General features: G+C 70.2%; 16 protein-coding genes. 8 read left to right on the top strand and 8 right to left on the bottom strand.

Features of this window, described 5'->3' with window-relative positions; all coding sequences use genetic code 11:
• Positions 1 to 264: 264 nt before the first annotated feature.
• From AB0B82_RS33575 to AB0B82_RS33565, 3 genes are read right to left on the bottom strand one after another with little or no spacing between them, the layout of a single operon-like run.
• On the bottom strand, positions 265 to 912 hold the full coding sequence (locus AB0B82_RS33575; protein ID WP_360177977.1) for an ATP-binding cassette domain-containing protein: 648 nt from the start codon (positions 910 to 912) through the stop codon (positions 265 to 267).
• Positions 909 to 1,745 carry an ATP-binding cassette domain-containing protein gene (locus AB0B82_RS33570; protein ID WP_360177974.1) on the bottom strand — a complete coding sequence of 279 codons (837 nt, stop codon included), beginning with the start codon at positions 1,743 to 1,745 and terminating at the stop codon, positions 909 to 911. The genes AB0B82_RS33575 and AB0B82_RS33570 overlap by 4 nt, the downstream gene beginning before the upstream one ends.
• Positions 1,742 to 4,846 (bottom strand): FtsX-like permease family protein, encoded by a 3,105-nt coding sequence (locus tag AB0B82_RS33565; RefSeq protein WP_360177971.1) that lies wholly within the window; start codon positions 4,844 to 4,846, stop codon positions 1,742 to 1,744. Before AB0B82_RS33565 ends, AB0B82_RS33570 begins: the two co-directional genes overlap by 4 nt.
• Positions 4,847 to 4,988: 142 nt before the next feature.
• On the opposite strand from AB0B82_RS33565, the gene AB0B82_RS33560 reads away from it, so the two are divergent.
• Genes AB0B82_RS33560 through AB0B82_RS33540 form a run of 5 tightly spaced genes read left to right on the top strand, consistent with a single transcriptional unit; the run spans position 4,989 to position 9,827 of the window.
• Complete coding sequence (locus tag AB0B82_RS33560; RefSeq protein WP_360177968.1) at positions 4,989 to 6,383, top strand: phosphomannomutase/phosphoglucomutase; 1,395 nt, start codon at positions 4,989 to 4,991, stop codon at positions 6,381 to 6,383.
• A complete protein-coding gene (locus AB0B82_RS33555) occupies positions 6,384 to 6,590 on the top strand; it encodes a Trm112 family protein (RefSeq protein ID WP_360177966.1) in 207 nt (68 codons plus the stop codon).
• 1 nt (position 6,591) lies between these two features.
• Positions 6,592 to 7,668: an SIS domain-containing protein gene (locus AB0B82_RS33550; protein WP_360177963.1), complete on the top strand. Its 1,077-nt coding sequence runs from the start codon at positions 6,592 to 6,594 to the stop codon at positions 7,666 to 7,668.
• On the top strand, positions 7,662 to 8,828 hold the full coding sequence (gene manA, locus AB0B82_RS33545) for a mannose-6-phosphate isomerase, class I (RefSeq protein ID WP_360177960.1): 1,167 nt from the start codon (positions 7,662 to 7,664) through the stop codon (positions 8,826 to 8,828). The genes AB0B82_RS33550 and manA overlap by 7 nt, the downstream gene beginning before the upstream one ends.
• A gap of 39 nt (positions 8,829 to 8,867) precedes the next feature.
• Positions 8,868 to 9,827, top strand: a complete 960-nt coding sequence (locus tag AB0B82_RS33540; protein ID WP_360177957.1) for a cation diffusion facilitator family transporter — start codon at positions 8,868 to 8,870, stop codon at positions 9,825 to 9,827.
• Between the two features lie 88 nt (positions 9,828 to 9,915).
• Here AB0B82_RS33540 and AB0B82_RS33535 read toward each other — a convergent pair whose 3' ends face one another.
• Complete coding sequence (locus tag AB0B82_RS33535; RefSeq protein WP_360177954.1) at positions 9,916 to 10,275, bottom strand: MerR family transcriptional regulator; 360 nt, start codon at positions 10,273 to 10,275, stop codon at positions 9,916 to 9,918.
• Positions 10,276 to 10,390: 115 nt separating this feature from the next.
• Between AB0B82_RS33535 and ahcY the strand changes: the two genes are divergently transcribed.
• Positions 10,391 to 11,818: an adenosylhomocysteinase gene (gene ahcY / locus AB0B82_RS33530; protein ID WP_360177951.1), complete on the top strand. Its 1,428-nt coding sequence runs from the start codon at positions 10,391 to 10,393 to the stop codon at positions 11,816 to 11,818.
• Between the two features lie 51 nt (positions 11,819 to 11,869).
• Here the strand turns inward: ahcY and AB0B82_RS33525 are convergent, their stop codons facing one another.
• Positions 11,870 to 12,916 carry an RDD family protein gene (locus AB0B82_RS33525; RefSeq protein WP_360177948.1) on the bottom strand — a complete coding sequence of 349 codons (1,047 nt, stop codon included), beginning with the start codon at positions 12,914 to 12,916 and terminating at the stop codon, positions 11,870 to 11,872.
• A 71-nt stretch (positions 12,917 to 12,987) separates the two neighbouring features.
• Between AB0B82_RS33525 and AB0B82_RS33520 the strand changes: the two genes are divergently transcribed.
• Both AB0B82_RS33520 and AB0B82_RS33515 read left to right on the top strand, forming a co-directional pair.
• Positions 12,988 to 13,983 carry a stage II sporulation protein M gene (locus AB0B82_RS33520; RefSeq protein WP_360177945.1) on the top strand — a complete coding sequence of 332 codons (996 nt, stop codon included), beginning with the start codon at positions 12,988 to 12,990 and terminating at the stop codon, positions 13,981 to 13,983.
• A gap of 37 nt (positions 13,984 to 14,020) precedes the next feature.
• A complete protein-coding gene (locus AB0B82_RS33515) occupies positions 14,021 to 14,788 on the top strand; it encodes a DUF1206 domain-containing protein (protein ID WP_360177942.1) in 768 nt (255 codons plus the stop codon).
• A 10-nt stretch (positions 14,789 to 14,798) separates the two neighbouring features.
• Here the strand turns inward: AB0B82_RS33515 and AB0B82_RS33510 are convergent, their stop codons facing one another.
• Genes AB0B82_RS33510 through AB0B82_RS33500 form a run of 3 tightly spaced genes read right to left on the bottom strand, consistent with a single transcriptional unit; the run spans position 14,799 to position 18,123 of the window.
• Positions 14,799 to 16,376: an ABC transporter permease gene (locus AB0B82_RS33510; RefSeq protein ID WP_360177939.1), complete on the bottom strand. Its 1,578-nt coding sequence runs from the start codon at positions 16,374 to 16,376 to the stop codon at positions 14,799 to 14,801.
• Positions 16,373 to 17,284, bottom strand: coding sequence for an ABC transporter ATP-binding protein (locus AB0B82_RS33505; protein WP_360177936.1), 912 nt, complete (start codon positions 17,282 to 17,284; stop codon positions 16,373 to 16,375). Before AB0B82_RS33505 ends, AB0B82_RS33510 begins: the two co-directional genes overlap by 4 nt.
• A gap of 5 nt (positions 17,285 to 17,289) precedes the next feature.
• Positions 17,290 to 18,123, bottom strand: coding sequence for a helix-turn-helix domain-containing protein (locus tag AB0B82_RS33500; protein ID WP_360177933.1), 834 nt, complete (start codon positions 18,121 to 18,123; stop codon positions 17,290 to 17,292).
• Positions 18,124 to 18,714 lie beyond the last annotated feature (591 nt).

The raw sequence follows: 18,714 nt of genomic DNA, 5'->3' as shown, positions 1-18,714 counted from the left end.
CGGTGTCTGATTCACGCTCAGCTGTGGCCCCTGGCACGGGAGACCTCCTGTCGACCTGACACGCGCCACACGCCACACGCCCGAGCGTCCTCGGCTCCATCCGCGGCTACGACCGAATCCAGACCAGGCCGTGCATCAATCATCTAGGAGAATTTCTGCGTGAGGGGTCCGGGGGCGGTGCGCGGCGCGGGCTCGCGGAAGTGAGGGAGTACGGCACCGGCTCGGTGCGACGCGGTGCAAGGGCTCGTGTAAGGCTCGACGGGGTCAGTACGGGCGTTGCCAGGTGAGGTGGCCTTCGTTCATCGTTGCGTGGGCGTGTGCGGCCGCGGCGACGGTGGGATCGTGGGTGGCGATGACGACCGCCGCGCCGCGGTCGGCTTCGCGGCGGAGCAGGTCGAGGACGCGTTCGCGGTTGGTGCTGTCGAGTTCGCTGGTGGATTCGTCGGCGAGGACCACGCGGCCTTGCTGGGCGATCCCGCGGGCGACGGCGACGCGTTGTTGTTCGCCGCCGGACAGTTCCTCGACCAGGTGGTCGCCGCTGTCCTGGAGTCCGACATCGGCCAGCGCCTGGTCGACGTACTTCTCGGCGACGTCCGGTTCGGTGCGCTTGGCGAGCAGCGGGAGGGCCAGGTTCTCGCGGGCCGTCAGGACCCGGGCCAGGCCGTTGCCTTGTGGAATCAGTACGACGCCGTGCGCGGCGGCCGCCTGCCGGTCGGCGATCGCCAGGCCGTCCACCTCCACCTGTCCGGATCGCGCCCGCACCGCGCCGGCGATCGCCCAGAGCAGCGAGCTCTTGCCGGCGCCGGACGGTCCGCTGACCGCGAGGATCGACCCGCGCGGCACCTGCAGTGACACCTCCGCGACCGCGACCAGGTCGCCGTACGCCACGGTGAGATCGGTGACCGTGATCATGCCTGCTCGTCCTCCTGCCGGACCGGGTGCAGCCGTACGTCGCCGTCGTCGGTCGTGGTGACGCGCAGCAGCGTGCCGGGCGACAGCAGCTGGGCCACGTGGGGCGGCAGCGGCAGCGAGCCGTCCGTGGCGACCACGGCGAACTCCTCGCCGCTGCGCCCCTCGGACGCGATCCGCCCGTCGCGAATGGTGACGGTGCGGGGCAGCATCGCCGCGACTTCGGGGTCGTGAGTGACCAGCAGCACTGTCATGCCGGTCTGCGCGTTGACGATCTCGATCGCCGCCAGGACCTCGTCGCGGGCCCGATGATCGAGCTGACTCGTGGGCTCGTCTGCCAGCAGCAGCCCGGGGTACGTCGCGATGCCGACGGCCACCGCGCACAGCTGGATCTGGCCGGGTGTCAGCGCGGGCAACGGCGTCCGGGCGTGGTCGGCCAGGCCGACGAGGTCGAGTACGTCCTCAGGAGCGGGCAGCGAGCCGGACGCGGCCTGCTGGGCGTACCGGACGTTGTCCACCGGCGTCAGGTACGGCACGAGGTTGCGTGCGGCGCCCTGCAGCACGATGCCGACGTCCTGCGCGCGCATCCGGTCGAGCTCGGCGTCGGTCATCGTGGTCAGGTTGTGCTCGCCGACCTGCAGCCGTCCGGCACTCGGTGTCAGCAGCCCGCCGCACAGCTGCAGCAGCGTCGACTTGCCCGCACCGGACGGGCCCAGCAGGCCGACGATCTCACCCGGTCCGACCGTGATGCCGATACCGGACAGCGCTGCGACGTCATGTCCTTGGCTGCGGTAGATGTGCACCAGTCCGCTGGTGCTGATCGCCAGTCCGCTCACGACAGGTCCTCCCGGATCCGGCTGTAACCCGACCGCCGATTCACACTCGCACCGAGGGCCAGCGTGGTTGCGGTGAGCACCAGCGTGCCGGCCAGCCAGAGGATGACCGCCCACGGCCAGTTGATCGCCAGCTCGAGCGGGTACGGCGACGGCTCCGAGGTATCGGCGAACAGCGGGAACATCGGCAGCGCGATATGGGCGCCGACGACACCGCAGGCAGCCCCGAGCAGCGCCGCGAGCGCCACCGGGCCGCTGTGCTCCCACCGAGCCGCCCCACCGGTCGTCTTCTCCGGTACGCCGTTGATCCGCAGACTCGCGTAGTCCTGCGCGCGTGAACGCCAGCTGCTCGTACCCATCAGCAGCAGTACGACGACCGCGAGCGCCCAACTGGCCAGTCCGACGATCGGTGTGAGCTGGAGCGCCAGCGCGCTGGCTGAGCGCCCGTACGACGCGATGTGGTCGGACTGCCGATCGACAAGGACCGGGGCGAGCCCGGCCTCGGTCAGACCGCTGATCAGCGTGTCGACGTTCGCGAGTCCGTCGGCGTTCAGCCAGAGCTCCAGATCGGCGATCGCGTTGTCGACGTGGCCGCCGAGCCGCCGGGCGGTTTCCAGGTCGAGGACGGCGACCCGCTCGGTGTACCGCGGCATCGGGATCTGCAGGTCGTCGAGTTTGCTGACCGGGATCGACCGCCCGTCGAACCCGGGCACGCTCTGGACGTCGCTCACCGTGAAGCCGCGGCTGATCAGCGCCGGCGCCGGCGAAGGAATCGCGGCGTGCTGCAGGCTCAGCTCGCTGCCGAGGCTGTTGATCTGCAGCGTCAGCCCGTCCGGGCGGTCCGCGGCCTTGATGCTGCCCTGACCGCTGTCCAAGGCGCCGGTCGTCCAGTCCTGCGCACGACCCAGAGCAACGCTCGGCTGGGTGTCGGTGGCCAGCTGGGTGATCACGACCGGACCTTCGGCGGTCACGGCGTCACCGACCTCGCGGGCCACCCCGAGCCTGATCAGCTGACAGGACGGCCGGCAGCTCATCGCCGTACTCACGGCGACCGGGCCGTTGCGCGTCACCGGGACCGGTGGGAGGCGAACGACGTACCTGGTCCCGGTGGTTTGGTTGACGACGGTCGCCTCCAGGATCACCGAAGCCGCCGCCAGGTTCGACGGTGGCACCGGGATGCCGTCGATGGGCGGCGGTGCGGACGCCTTCACCGCGCCGACGTCGAGGGTCGCCGTCAGCCGGCCGCCGTTCAGCTCGATCGGCCCTGGTTCCGTGGGGGCCCGAAGCTTGCCGAAGCCTTCGGCATCGGTGATGCGGTCGCCGCGGAAGGCGATCCGCCGATAGCTGTCGGGTTCGATCAGGACTGCGCGCAGGTTCTCCGCCGAGGGCGGCTGCGTGCGGACAACAGGCGTCAGCCACTTCCGGTCCGGGTCGACCTTGTCGATCGCCGCCGTGAAGGTGCCCAGCCCGGTGGTGTCGACGGCCAGGACGGCCGCCGCGCCGGTCTCGTACCCGGCGCGGGTGATCCGGTTGCGATCGGCGACCGACGCCGCCTGACCGGCGAAGGTCGCCAGGCCGGTCGCGACCGCGACCACGGCGACCAGCCGGGTCATGGTCGGGCGCCGGGCGATCTGCAGCGCGCCGAGCGCGAGTCCGAGACGGCCCTTGCGCAGGGCACGACGGCTGACCAGTCCGGCGGTCGGCAGCAGCAGGTGCGCGAAGGCGAGGCCTGTCGCCAGCGCGAGCAGCGTCGGCGTGAGGATCGGGAGCGGACCGCGTCCGCCACCGGTCAGACCGGTGACCAGGCCTGCTGAGGCGAGCACGATGACGGTCAGATCGACGACGCCGATGGTGCGCCGATGGCCGCGCGGGGCGATCCGGCGGAGCAGGCCGGCGATTGGCCGGCGGACGACGGTACGGACCGACAACACGACGGCACCCAGGCCGACGAGCGCCGCTGCGGCAACGGCGGCCGGCACGGTCCACGGCAACTCCAGTGGTGCGGTGCCCTCGAGCCAGGCCGCTCGGACGACGAGCAGGAGGGCGAAACCGACCGGTGCGCCGAGCACGATCCCGCCCAGCACGGGCACGCTCAGCTCGGTGGCGAGCGCCCTCCCGACCGCGCCGGCGCCCGACCCGCGCAGCCGTGCGACCGCGAGCTCGGACCGCCGCTGGTCGACGACCGTGGCGAGGGCGAGCACCAGGACGACGACGCCGAACAGCGCCACCTGGACCATCACCAGCGGGATGATCGTGACGGCCTGCCGCTGTTCGGCCCGGATCCCGTCGACGACGTCGATCAGCCCGGAGTTGTTCCGGGCGTTGAGGCCGAGTTCGGCGATCCGGCCTTCGAGCTGGTCGGTCGCCTGCCGGATCCGGTCCAGGTCGGCGGCCCGCGCGACACCCGGCAGCGGACGGGTGTCCATCGTCGCCTGGTAGCCCCACGGGCCGAGGGCGAACGTGCTCGGCTCCGCGAGCAGGTGGTCGGCCAGCCCTGGCCGACTGTCACTGGCCGGGCGCGAGTGACCGGTCGGTCCGCGGCCGAACCAGTGGGCGGCTGTGTCGTCGGCGCGGTACAGACCGACCACACGCAGTCCGCCGCCCTCGGGCCAGCGCGTGGTGACCGCCCGCAGGGTCGCGCCGACCTTCGTCCCGAACGTCTGCGCGTCGGCGGTCGACGCGAGGACCTCACCGGGAGCGTTGGGACACCGGCCGGCGGTCAGGACGACATGGGCGCAGTAGTCGCCGCGCCACACCAGCCGCCCTTCGACCGCCGGCCGCTGCGTGCCGACGCCCCAGACGACACCGACGGTCCGCCCGTGCACCGGCGGGCTGAACAGCGGCAGCAGGTCGCCGGGAACGAGCTGGTCCAAGGAGTCCGGCGGATCCGGCTCGGCCGGCCCGTTGACAGCCGTCGGCGGGTCGGCGGCGAGCTGCCAGGTCGCTGCGGTCCACTGCCGCTGGAGCGTCTCGGTCGTGACCGTCTGCTGGACCGCCCGGGCGAACCAGGGCGCGAACGCCGCGCAGGTGCCGATCAGCGCGCTGACCCCGGCCAGCACCGCGGCCTGGCCCCAGCGGTACCGCAGAGCCTGCCGAAGGAACATCGATGGCCACCCCCCAGCTGCCGGTCACCCGCCCACGGTGATCAGGCAGAACATACGGAACGAAGGGTCCACTGGTGTAGACCACAGCAGGCACCGATGCCCAGTCGTTGCGTTCGGAGGGTTGCCGGATAGGGTCCACTGCATGGTTGATGTTGCGGGGATCTTCAAGGCTTATGACGTTCGGGGTGTGGTGCCGGAGCAGCTGGACGAGTCGGTGGCGCGTGCCACCGGTGCGGCGTTCGTCGAGGTCCTGGACGTGCTCGGCGGCCCCGGCGCGGTCGTGATCGGGTACGACATGCGCCCGTCCAGCCCGGCGCTCGCGGCCGCGTTCGCCGAGGGCGTGGCGAGCACCGGCGCCGACGTCATCGACATCGGCCTGGCGTCCACCGACCAGCTGTACTTCGCGTCCGGCCGACTCGATCTGCCCGGTGCGATGTTCACCGCCAGCCACAACCCGGCGCAGTACAACGGCATCAAGATGTGCCGCGCGGGTGCCGCCCCGGTCGGCACGGACTCCGGGCTGCGCGACATCGCCGACCTGGTCGCGAAGGCACTGACCGAGCCCGCGGCGACCGGTGCGACACCGGGCCACATCACCCGGAAGGACCTGCTCACCGCGTACGCCGACCACCTGCACCACCTGGTCGACCTGAGCGGCATCCGCCCGCTCACCGTGGTCGTCGACGCCGGTAACGGCATGGGCGGGCACACCGTGCCGGCCGTGTTCGCCGAAGGCCCGGTGACGATCCTGCCGCTGTACTTCGAACTCGACGGCAACTTCCCGAACCACGAGGCCAACCCGCTCGACCCGAAGAATCTGGTCGACCTGCAGGCGAAGGTCCGCGAGACCGGCGCCGACCTCGGACTGGCGTTCGACGGCGACGCCGACCGCTGCTTCGTCGTGGACGAGAAGGGCGACCCGATCTCGCCGAGCGCCATCACCGGTGCCGTCGCGGTCCGCGAGCTCGCCAAGCACCCCGGCTCGGCCGTCATCCACAACCTGATCACCTCCAAGGCGGTCCCGGAGCTGATCACCGAGCACGGCGGTACGCCGGTGCGCTCGCGGGTCGGGCACTCCTACATCAAGCAGCGGATGGCCGAGACCGACGCGGTGTTCGGCGGCGAGCACTCCGCGCACTACTACTTCCGCGACTTCTGGCGTGCCGACACCGGCATGCTGGCCGCGCTGCACGTGCTGGCCGCGCTGGGCGAGCAGGACCGGCCGGCCAGCGAGCTGTTCGCGGAGTACGAGCGGTACGTCGCGTCCGGCGAGATCAACACGCGGGTCGACGGCGCCGGCGCCGTGGCGGAGACCGTCGCGGCGATCGAGGACACCTATTCTGGCGTCGACGGCGTGACGATCGACCATCTGGACGGGTTGACGGTGTCGGCGGGACAGTGGTGGTTCAACGTCCGTGCGTCGAACACGGAGCCGTTGCTCCGGCTGAACGTCGAGGCCGCGGACCGGCCGGAGCTGGAACGCGTCCGTGACGAGGTACTGGCGCTGATCACCGGCGCCGCGGCGAAGGAGAACTGAATGGCAGTCAATCTGGACCCGGACCTGCTGAGCATCCTGGTCTGCCCGAAGTGCCGCTCCGAGTTCCGGGTGGACGACGAGGCCGACGAGTTGGTCTGCACCAACGCCTCCTGCGCGCTGGCGTACCCGGTGCGTGACGACATCCCGGTGCTGCTGATCGACGAGGCGCGGGACACGCGCGCGGAGACCGAATCCGCGAGCAACTGAGATGAGTTTCTTCGACGACACGCGGCTGGACGATCCGGCCGCCCTCGAGGCGGCGGATCACCTGCTGCGGCGGCTGGCGATGGCCGGTGCTCGAGTCCGTGCCGAGCTGGAGGCCTCCGAGGAGGCGCTGTCCAAGCTGGAGTCCGACGGTTTCCGGCCGCGGGCCGTGGTGGCCGCCGGCCGTGACGCCCGGCTGGTGCGCGCCGTGCTGGAGCCGGTCTGCCCGGTGCCGTTCCTGGCCTGGCCCGGCCCGGGGCTGCCCGGCTGGGCCGGTCCTCTGGACCTGGTGGTCGTCCTCGGTGGCGCCGCCGAAGACACCGAAGCCGTCTCTGCGGCCGCCGAGGCGGTACGGCGTGGGTGCGGGCTGATGGTGGCCGCGCCGGAGGACTCGCCGGTCGCGATCGCCTCGGCCGGTCTGCGGCATGCGATCCGCCTGCCGTCCCAGTCGGACGACCAGTTGGCCGCAGCGGTCGCCGTACTCCAGGCTCTGCACCAGATGGAGCTGGGGCCGGAGGTCGACCACAAGGCCGTCGCTGCCCTGCTGGACGACGTGGCGATCCAGTGCTCACCCAACAACGACGTCGCGTCGAACCCGGCCAAGGAGCTCGCACTGGTGCTGGCGGACGCGTTGCCGCTGGTCTGGGGTGGCTCGGTCCTGGCCGCGCGGGCTGCGCGCCGCGTGGTCGAGGCGCTGCGGCTGGCCAGTGGACGGCCGGCGCTGGCTGCCGACGCGGGTCACCTGCTGCCGGTGCTCAACCAGCCGCCGCGGGACCTGTTCGCGGATCCCTTCGACAAGCCGGAGGAGCTGCGGCCGGCGCTGATCATCCTGGACGACGGCGTCGACGAGGCCGGGGTCGCCGAGCAGCGCCAGAAGCTGGAGTCCAAGGCCGAGGCGCACGACGTTCGCGTGCACATCATCCGGCAGGCCGAAGGCACGGACGTGGCGCGCTACGCCGCGCTGACCCAGCAGGGCCGCTACGCCGCGGCGTACCTCGGTATCGGCCTCGGTCGGTACGGCATGGCGACCGTCGACGACCCGGTCGGATCCGGCAATCCTTCGGAGGATCCAGCGTGGTAGTTCCGCTGCAGAACACCGTCCGCGACTACGCGTGGGGCTCGCCGACCGCTCTGCCCGCACTGCTCGGGGTGGAGCCGAGCGGCGAGCCGCAGGCCGAGCTGTGGATGGGCGCGCACGAGTCGGCGCCGTCGGTGCTGCCGGACGGCAACACCTTGTACGACGTGGTCTCCGCGGACCCGGCCGCGGTGCTGGGGGAGGAGACGGCCGAGCGGTTCGACGGCCGGTTCCCGTTCCTCGCGAAGCTGCTCGCCGCCGCGCAGCCGCTGTCGATCCAGGCGCACCCGTCCCGGGAGCAGGCGATCGACGGGTACCGGCGGGACGAGGCGGCCGGGATCCCCCGCGACGCCGCGGACCGCAACTACAAGGATTCCTGGCCGAAGCCCGAGATCCTGATCGCGCTCGAGCCGTTCGACGCGCTGGTGGGCTTCCGCCCGCTGGAGCAGACGGTCGCGTTGCTGGACGAGCTGGCCCCGGTCGGCCTCGACGAGCTCACCGACCTGCTCCGCAACGGCAAACTGCAGGACGCGTTCACCGGCTTCATGAGTACCGACCGGGACGCGATCCGTCCGCTGGTCGCGGCGCTCGGCGAGGCCGTCGCGCAGTACACCGGCCACGCGTTCGCACTCGAGCGCGAGACGCTGGCCAAGCTGTGCGCGGACTTCCCGGACGACCCCGGTGTGCTCGCGGCCCTGCTGCTGAACCGGGTGCGGCTGCAGCGGTTCGACGCGGTGTACCTGCCGGCCGGCAATGTGCACGCGTACCTGCGCGGCCTCGGCTTCGAGGTGATGGCGAACTCGGACAACGTTCTGCGCGGCGGGCTGACGAGCAAGTACGTCGACGTACCGGAGCTGGTCTCGGTGGTGGACTTCGAGCCGCTGGCCGACCCCGTGCTCACCGCGACGACGGTCGGTGCCGGCGTCACGACGTACGAGACCGGCTGTGAGTACTTCGTGATTCACCGGGTGGATCTCGATGGCGACGAGCGGACCCTGGACGGGGCCGGGCCGCGGATCGTCTGCTGTGTCGACGGCACGGTCGATGCCGGTGGCAAGGGATCGGCGGTGACGCTGTCCGCCGGACGGTCCGCGTTCGCCGCAGGACCCGAGGGACCCTGTACCCTGCGTGGTTCCGGGACGGCGTTCGTCGTCTCCGCGGGCTGAACCGACTTCCACGCACCTTTCCGGAGGACTCGAACAACCATGGCTGGTGGCGGAACCAAGGCCGTTGTTGCGGCGTTGCTGGCGAACACCGGGATCGCGGTCACCAAGTTCGGCGCCTGGGCACTGACCCAGTCGGCGTCGATGCTGGCCGAGGCGATCCACTCGCTCGCCGACGCGGGCAACCAGGTGCTGCTGCTGGTCGGCGGGAAGCGCGCGCAGCGCGAGGCGGACGAGCTGCACCAGTTCGGCTTCGGCCGGGAGCGGTACGTCTATTCGTTCATCGTCGCGATCGTGCTGTTCAGCGTCGGCGGGTTGTTCGCGCTGTACGAGGGGTACCACAAGATCCACGACCCGCATCCGATCGAGGACTGGAAGTGGGTCCCGGTGGCGGTGCTGGTGGCCGCGATCTTGATGGAGTCGTTCTCGTTCCGGACCGCGATCGTCGAGGCCAACAAGCTGCGCGGCAAAATCGGCTGGACGAAGTTCGTCCGCCAGGCGCGGTCGCCAGAGCTGCCGGTGATCCTGCTGGAGGACTTCGCCGCGCTCACCGGTCTGGTGCTCGCGCTGATCGGCGTCGTGCTGACGCTTGCCACCGGCAACGGTGTGTTCGACGGCCTCGGGTCGATGGCGATCGGCGCGCTGCTGGTCTGCGTGGCGATCTTCCTCGCGATCGAGATGAAGTCGCTGCTGCTCGGCGAGTCCGCGACGCGCGAGTCGCAGGCCAAGATTGTCGCCGCGATCGAGAACACCGCCGGCGTGCAGCGGCTGATCCACATCAAGACCCTGCACCTCGGTCCGGAGGAGGTGCTGGTCGCCGCGAAGGTCGGCGTCGAGCCGACCACCGACGCGGCCGTCGTCGCCGAGATCATCAACGCGGCCGAGCGGGCGATCCGCGCCGCCGAGCCGATGAGTCAGCACATCTACCTCGAGCCTGATGTTTACCAGGAGGGGTACGTCCCGGACGAGCGCCCGGCCGTCCCCGAGGCACCGTCGCACTGAGCCGCGAGGCGCCGTCGCACTGAGCCGCGCGGCACTGTCGCACTGATGCGCCGGGCCCAGCACGGTTCCGGGCCCGGCGGCTTCGCACTCAGCGCGGTTTCGGGGGCAGGACGCCCGAGCGGCCGAGCCAGCGCAGGGCGCGTTCGCGGTCGATCTCGGCCTGCGTCGGCGGGGCACTGAGCCGGCCGGTGCGGTACCCGAGGTTGCGGATGTCCGCGGCCACGGACGGCTCGGCCAGCGCGCGCAGGGCGAATGCGAGCGCCGCCGGCGTCACGTCGTACCGGCGTTCGAGATCGAGGGCCAGCCGGACGGCCGCGAGGTCGCGCTCGTCGTACTGGCGTTGCGCGGTGTGCTCCGACCGGGTGCGTGGCAGCAGCCCGAGTGCCTCCCGGTAGCGGAGCATGCGCGGAGTGGTACCCAGCTGGCGAGCGGCCTCGGTGATGCGCATAGCATCAATCTTGACATTTCGGTGTCAAAATCGCGCCTCGAGCGATCAAACCACGTGCCTCGGCCCTCTAGGCTCGGGCAGGCAACAACAACCAGTCTTCACGCAGGGGAGCGGCATGACGTTCGACTACAAGGTGGCGGATCTCGGCCTGGCCGAGTTCGGGCGCAAGGAGATCCGGCTGGCCGAGCACGAGATGCCCGGTCTGATGGCGATGCGCGCGCAGTACGGCGAGAGCAAGCCGCTGGCCGGTGCGCGGATCATGGGATCGCTGCACATGACGATCCAGACCGCGGTACTGATCGAGACGCTGGTCGCGCTCGGGGCCGAGGTGCGCTGGGTGTCGTGCAACATCTTCTCCACCCAGGACCACGCCGCCGCCGCGGTCGTCGTCGGCGACGGGACGGCCGACGCCCCCGCCGGTGTTCCGGTGTTCGCCTGGAAGGGCGAGACGCTCGAAGAGTACTGGTGGTGCACCGAGCAGGCGCTGACCTGGCCGGGCGGTGACGGTCCGAACATGATCCTCGACGACGGTGGCGACGCCACGATGCTCGTCCACAAGGGCACCGAGTTCGAGAAGGCCGGCGCCGTCCCGGACCCGTCGACCGCGGACTCCGAGGAGTACGCCGTCGTGCTGAAGCTGCTGACCCGCACGCTCGCGGAGTCGCCGTCGAAGTGGACGACGATCGGTCAGGGCATCAAGGGGGTCACCGAGGAGACCACCACCGGTGTGCACCGGCTGTACGAGATGCACAAGGCCGGGGCGCTGCTGTTCCCGGCGATCAACGTCAACGACTCGGTCACCAAGTCGAAGTTCGACAACAAGTACGGCTGCCGGCACTCGCTGATCGACGGCATCAACCGCGCCACCGACGTGCTGATCGGCGGCAAGGTCGCGGTCGTCTGCGGGTACGGCGACGTCGGCAAGGGCTGTGCGGAGTCGCTGCGCGGCCAGGGCGCCCGCGTCATCGTCACCGAGGTCGACCCGATCTGCGCGCTGCAGGCGGCGATGGACGGCTACCAGGTCAGCACCGTGGACGACGTGGTCGGCGAGGCGGACATCTTCGTCACCGCGACCGGCAACCGCGACGTCATCACCGCCGACCACATGGCTGCGATGAAGCATCAGGCGATCGTCGGCAACATCGGCCACTTCGACAACGAGATCGACATGGCCGGTCTGGTGAAGCGCGCCGAGCGGATCAACATCAAGCCGCAGGTCGACGAGTTCCGGTTCCCCGACGGCCACACGGTGATCGTGCTGTCCGAGGGCCGGCTGCTGAACCTCGGCAACGCGACCGGCCACCCGTCGTTCGTGATGTCGAACTCGTTCACCAACCAGGTGCTGGCGCAGATCGAGCTGTTCGTGCGCACCGCCGAGTACCCGACCGGCGTGTACGTGCTGCCGAAGCACCTCGACGAGATGGTCGCCCGGCTGCACCTGGACGCGCTCGGTGTGAAGCTCACCGAGCTCACCAAGGAGCAGGCGTCGTACCTCGGCGTACCGGTCGAGGGGCCGTACAAGCCCGAGGCCTACCGCTACTGAGGTTCGTCTTCGCAGAACACCCCCGCCCGGTGTGGCGGGGGTGTTCTGCGTTCAGGACCAGTGGCCGGCTTCGTTGCTGCCCGGGGCGGCCCAGCCTTGGGCGTTGACGGCTGCTGGACGTGGGACCGTCGGTGGCCGTACGGGCGGGGCGAACGGGCCTGGTGGGGCGAACGGGTCTGGTGGCGGCGGAGCGGGCGGCAAGGCGCCGTACGGGCTGGGCGGGGCGAACGGGCCCGGTGGCACGGCGTACGGCGATGCGGGCGGGGAGTAGGGCGGCACGGCGTACGGCGAGGCCGGCGCGGCGTACTGCGGGGGTGCGAAGGGGCCGGTGTGGGTGGGGCGTTGGGTGGCGAGGCGGTTCAGTTCGCGGCGGCGGCGTTCGGCCAGGACCGCGGAGAGGTAGGCGGGCGCGATGATCGGCATCGGTGGGGCCGGCGCGATGACTGACGCGACCCGAGCGGCCAGGGCCTCGCCGAGCGCCTGCTGAGCGCCGGGGAGCAGTTCGGTGTAGCGGGCCAGATAGTCGCGGGCCGCGTTCGCCAGCTCGTCCGACAGCCGCGACAGCTCGAGCGACTGCGCCCACTGCACCAGGTGGCCCGGCACGAACAGCGGCGGCGACGCCATCGGCTGGTGGCGTTCGCGGATGACGACCGTCCCGGCCACCATGTCCCCGATCCGCTTGCCCTGCTTGTTCATCAGGCTCGCCACGATGCCCGGGCTGGCGGCGAACCATGGCGCGAAGTCGACGAAGAACCACATCAGCGTCCGCACCAGCGCGTGCCGGAACCGGATCGAGCTCCCGTCGTCGCGGACCACCTTCAGCCCGAGCACCATCTTGCCGAGCGTGCGGCCGCGGGTCAGCGTCTCCATCACCACCCGGTAGCCGACCGCGACGAGCAGGACGACGATGAAGATCAGCGAGACCGCCAGTGCCTCGCTGGTGTCGCTGCCGAACAGAAATCCGGCCAGCAACCCGATCAGAACGAGCAGTACGACGACCTGCAGGAACACGTCGATCGCGCAGGCGAGTGCCCGCGTCGGCATCCGGGCGATCCGCACCTGAAGGACGACTGCTTCGCCGGTGACCAGCTGAGACACTCCGTCGCCCCCCTCCTGCCCAGACACTCGGTCCGGCTAGTCTGCCACCAGTCGGGTGGAGGAGGGGTGACGTGGACGTAGAGGCATTTGTCTCGGTGCACCAGCCGCAGTGGGACCGCCTGGCCTACCTGACCCGCCGCCAGCGCCGGCTGTCCGGCGCAGAGGCCGAGGAACTCGTCGTGCTCTATCAGCGCGTCGGCACCCACCTGGCCGCGCTGCGAGCGGCCGGAGCGGACCCGGTGTCGATCGGTCGCCTGTCCGGGCTGATCGCGGACGCCCGCGGTGCGGTGACCGGTGCGCAGGCACCGGTCTGGCGAGACATCTCGAAGTACTTCCTGGTCAGCTTCCCCGCCGCGCTCTACGCCTCCAGACGCTGGTGGATCACGATCGGGCTGCTCTTCTACCTGGTCGCTGCGTGGACCGCGTGGCGAGTCATCGCGCATCCGGAGGTGCTCGACTCGCTCGGTACGCCGGATCAGATCAAGCAGTTCGTGGACGAGGACTTCGAGGCGTACTACTCCGAGAACCCGGCGCAGGACTTCGCACTGCGCGTGTGGATCAACAACGCGACTATTAGTGCCGCCGTACTGGCGCTGGGGATCCTGCTGGTGCCGTCGGCCTTCGTGCTGTGGGACAACGCGCTCAACCTGGGCCTCAGCGGTGGGCTGATGATCGCCAACGACCGGGGCGGGCTGTTCTTCAGTCTGATCGCGCCACACGGTCTGCTGGAGATCACTGCGGTGTTCGTCGCGGCCGCGGCCGGACTGCGGCTCGGCTGGTCCTGGATCGCGCCCGGCCCACGGACACGGATGCAGGCGGTCGCACAGACCGGGCGGGCGACGGTCGGGATGGCGATCGGCCTCGCTGCGGTGCTTCTGGTCACCGGACTGATCGAGGCGTTCGTCACCCCTTTCCTGCCCGGTGCGGTGCGCGTGACGATCGGCATCTTGGCCGAGGTGGCGTTCATCGCGTACGTCTGGGTGCTGGGCCGGCGGGCCTACCGTGCGGGTGAGTACGGTGACGTCGAGGAAGCGGACCGTGAAGCTTCCGCTCCGGTCTCGGCCTGATCACCGCTGTTGTTTCCTTGCTGGGCACTTCTCGGGTGTGAGTACCGCCCAGGAAGTTCGCTACAGCCGTCCGTACGAGATGTCGATCACCGTCGGTCTGGCGGCGTACGGCGTCGTCCACCTGCTGGTCGCCTGGATCGCCCTGCAACTGGCGTTCGGCAAGTCCTCGCTGGAGGCGTCGCAGCAAGGCGCTCTGCGTGAGCTGGCCGACAAGCCGCTCGGTGGGGTGCTGTTGTGGGTCGTGGCGATCGGCCTGTTCGCGCTGGTGCTGTGGCAGGTCATGGAGCTCGTCTGGGGTCACCTGAAGCCGCGGAAGAAGGTGTCCTCGGTTGGCCGGGCCGCGGTGTACCTAGTACTGGGCGTCAGCGCGGCGAAGGTCGCCACAGGTGCCGGCAGCTCGGGCACTGGGTCGCAGCAGACCCTGTCGGCCCGGCTGATGGAGCAGAGCGCCGGACGAGTGCTGGTGGTGGCCATCGGGCTCGTGATTGTCGGCGTCGGCTGCTACCAGGTCTACAAGGGCGTCACGAAGAAGTTCACCGAGGACCTGGTGGGTGGGGTGTCGGACACGACGATCCTGCTCGGCCGCGTCGGGTTCGCGGCCAAGGGGATCGCCTTTGTCGTGGTGGGTGTCTTGTTCGGTTGGGCGGCGATCGACTACGACCCGAAGAAGGCCGGTGGCCTCGACACCGCACTGCACACGATCAAGGAGCAACCGGCCGGTTCGGTGCTCCTGACCGTGCTTGCTGTCGGTATCGCTGCCTTTGGCGCCTATTGCTTCAGCTGGTCTCGTAACGCGCGTCGCTGAGCCGCTGTGGTCAGGCCGGGAGATCTCGGTGCCGCAGACCGGCCAGGCCGGCTCCGGAGACCACGGCCGCAATCGCCAGCAGCACGAGCAACGGGCCGACATGGGTCGTGCCGCCCGGCAGCGACGGCAGGTGGGTGAAGGGGGAGATGTCCCGGACCCAGGCCGCTGTCTGTACGCCGGCACTCACCAGGCCGATCAGGATGCACACCGCGGGACCTGCCCACGACGCCATCGACGCGCGCGGGAAGAGCCCGACGAGAGCGATCGCGATCGAGGCCAGCACCCACACCGCCGGCAGCTGGACGAGGGCGGCGCCGACGAGTCGCGGCAGTTGACCGCCGACGTCCCCGGCCGCAGCGCCGTACGCGAGCCCCTCGGTGATTCCGGCCGCTAGCAGCGCCACCGCAGGTCCGAGCAGACTGAAGATCAGGTGGCTCGCAGCCCACTGCCAGCGGCTGGTCGCGGTCGCGAGGACCGCCTCGACGCGACCGCTGCTCTCCTCGACCCGCATCCGCAACGTGGCCTGGACGGCGTACGCCGACGCGACCAGCCCGACCAGCATCGTCACACCGGCCAGGAACGAGTCGATCAACCCTGTCGCGCCACCCATTCGCTGGAATATCTCCTCGATGCCCGGATCGTCACGCATCATGTCGCCGACCCCCTTGGCGACCCCGCCGAACAGCAGGCCGAGCAACGCGAACCCGATCGTCCACGCGGCGAGCAGCCCGCGATGCAGCCGCCACGCCAGCGCGAACGGCGACCCCATCGTGCCGTCGGCCGGCCCGAGCCGATCAGGTAGCAGGCCGGCGCCCACGTCCCGTCGTACGGCGAGCTGGTAGGCCGCCGTGATCAGTAGGGCGGTCGCGGCGAGCATGACGATGCCCAGCCACCAGCGGTTGTCGGCGTACGGGCGGATGCGCTGCGCCCACGCGATCGGCGACAGGTACGACAACCACGCGAGCGGCCCGTCCGTGTGCGCACTGGTGTCCCCGGCAGCCCGCAGTACATAAGCACCGCCGAGTACGCCGATCGCGATGCCGCGCGCCGTACCGGCACTCGCGGTCAACTGCGCCGCGACCGCGCCGACCGCCGCGAACAGCCAGCCGATGCTCGAGTAGAGCACTCCGAGTGCGATCGATCCGGACCACGGCAGGCCCTGGCTGTGCATTCCGAGGGCAAGCAGTACGGCGAGGACCAGGTTCGCGCCGAGCGTGGTCACGAGGGCAGCTGTCAGCTGCGCATGCCGTCCGACGACTGTTGCCCCGAGCAACTCACGGCGTCCGGTCTCCTCCTCGACGCGGGTGTGCCGAATCACCGTCAGCAGACTGATCAGGCCGACCATCACCGGCACGAACCCGAGTCGCCAGGTGACGAACTCACCGAGCCCCGGTCCGGACAGTTCGCCGTACAGCGTGATGAAGCCGGCGTTGCTCGCATAGCTGATCCGCGACTCCGGCGTCGGGAACAGATCGCCGTACTCCTTGACGAAACTGACCGAGATTCCGGCCAGTAGCAGGATCCACAGCGGCAGGACGACGCGGTCGCGGCGCAGGATCAGCCGGACGAGTCCGCCGGTGCCGGTCATTTCGCTGCCCCTGACTGCGCCGGCTCCCGTTCGTACAGTCGGAGGAACAGTTCCTCGAGCGTGGGCGGCTGGCTGACGAGGCTGCGTACGCCGATCTCGGTGAGCCGGCGCAGTACCGGGTTGATCTCGTCCGCGTCGACGTCGAACTGGACGCGGCCGTCGATCTCCTTGAGGTCGTGGACGCCGTTCAGCTGCGCGAGACCGTTCATCGGGCCGGCCAGTTCGGCCTGGATCGACGTACGCGCCAGATGCCGCAGCTCACGCAACGTCCCGGACTCCACAGCGCGCCCGGCCCGGATGATCGTCACGCGGTCGCACAACGCCTCGACCTCGGACAGGATGTGGCTGGACAGCAGTACGGTCCGGCCCTCGCGCTCGCTGATCTCCTGCACGACCTCGCGGAACACCTCCTCCATCAGCGGATCCAGGCCGGACGTCGGCTCGTCGAGCAGCAACAGTTCGACATCTGACGCGAACGCGGCGACCAGCGCGACCTTCTGCCGGTTGCCCTTCGAGTACGCGCGTGCCTTCTTCCGCGGATCCAGATCGAACCGCTCGAGCAGCTCGGCCTTCCGCTTCTTGTCCACGCCACCGCGCATCCGCCCGAGCAGATCGATCGCCTCACCGCCGGACAGATTCGGCCACAACGTCACATCGCCCGGCACATACGCGAGCCGCCGATGCAACTCGGTCGCGTCCGACCACGGATCGCCGTCCAGCACGACCGCCTTGCCCCCGTCGGCACGGGTCAGGCCGAGCAGGATCCGGATCGTGGTGGTCTTTCCCGCGCCGTTCGGGCCGAGAAAACCGTGCACCTCACCGGTTCGTACCGTGAGGTCGAGACCGTCCAGGGCGTGGGTGCGCCCGAACCGCTTGACCAGACCTTCCGCACTGATCGCAGCCGGCATCTTCGTCACATCTCCTGTTGTCGCGAAATCTCGCCAGTGGTGTCCCGCGAGGCTTTGCCAGTCCTGCCTCGCGGGGTGGTTGATGGGTTGTCTTCCGAGGTGCTGCTGGGGGTGGTGCTCGGGGTGGTGCTGGGGGTGGTGCGGGTGGTTCGCGGGGTGTTGTGGGTGGTGGTTCGTGGGCTGTCTTGCGGGGTGCCGGCCGGGGTGTTCGGCGGGATGTTCGGGGTGGTGTCCGGGGTGGTGTCCGGGGTGGTGTCCGGGGTGGTGTGTTCCGGCGGGAAGATCGGGATCGAGAAGACCTCCATCAGCGCCTGGCCGATCCGCTGGTAGCCCGCCGGCGTGGTGATGTCCTCGCCGAGCGCCTTCGAGACCTGGTCGCGGAACACGAACACGCTCAACTTGATCGCGGCCAGTGCGGCGGCGTACCCACGCCGGTCCTTGGGGTCGATCCCGTACGTCTTCGTCCAGTCCTCGACCATCTCCACCCCGTCGAGGAACAGCGCCGTCGCGGTCTCCGAACCGTCCATCATCGACCGCACCAGATACAGCTGCAGCGGAAACGCCACCGGATGCAGCGCCACCGGATCGAGCGCCGTCAGATCCCCACCCTCGGTCAACTCGGCCGCGATCTGCAGCATCCGTTCCTTGGCGTACGCATCACACGCCGCCCGCAACGCCTCCTTCGACCCGAAGTGATGCCGCACCAGCCCCGACGACACCCCCGCCTCCGCCGCGATGTCGCGAATCGAGGCCCCGTCGATCCCCCGCTCCCCGAACAACCGAATCGCCGCATCCCGAATCCGGGCCCGCCCGGTCAGATCCTCCACCGCCCGCTCCATCCCAACTCCTCCCTACACAAACCAGCAAACAACTACACACTCGTGTAGTCAAGGCCAATACCACCCCACTCGACTGACCCACTCGACTGAGGCGGCCACCGCTGCGCGCCGGGGGTACCGGGGGCCCGCGCCGTGGGCCTGGTGTATCGCGGGCAGGGTGCCGCGGGTTGGCGAGCTGGGATGGCGCGGGTCGGCGTACCGCGGGTCGGCGTACCGGGGTTCCGGCCGTAGCGGATCAGTGGGCCCCCAACACGATGGGTAAACCCCTCGTGTTGGGGGTTCTCTGTTGGTGTACGAGCGGACAACCCCCAACACGAGCGGATAACCGGCTCTTGTGACCGATCCGTGGGTGGGTCTGGGTGACCGAGTCAGCGCCCGGACTGGACGACCGCGCGCGTCCCCGCACGCGCGCATGGCGCAGTTCCTGCTCAAGGGCGCGTCCCCGCACGCCCGTGTCCCCCGCACGCCCGCGTCCCCGCGCGCCCGCGTCCCCGCGCGCCCGCGTCCCCGCACGGTGGGTTCACCCACGGTGTTGTGGGTTCCTGACCCGTGTGAAGGGTACGGAACCCACAACACGATGGGTGAACCCAC

This window comes from Kribbella sp. NPDC048915, from assembly GCF_040649595.1.
Taxonomy (GTDB): domain Bacteria; phylum Actinomycetota; class Actinomycetes; order Propionibacteriales; family Kribbellaceae; genus Kribbella.
Note: the sequence above shows the minus strand (reverse complement) of the source record. Positions and strands in the feature narration are given on the sequence as shown.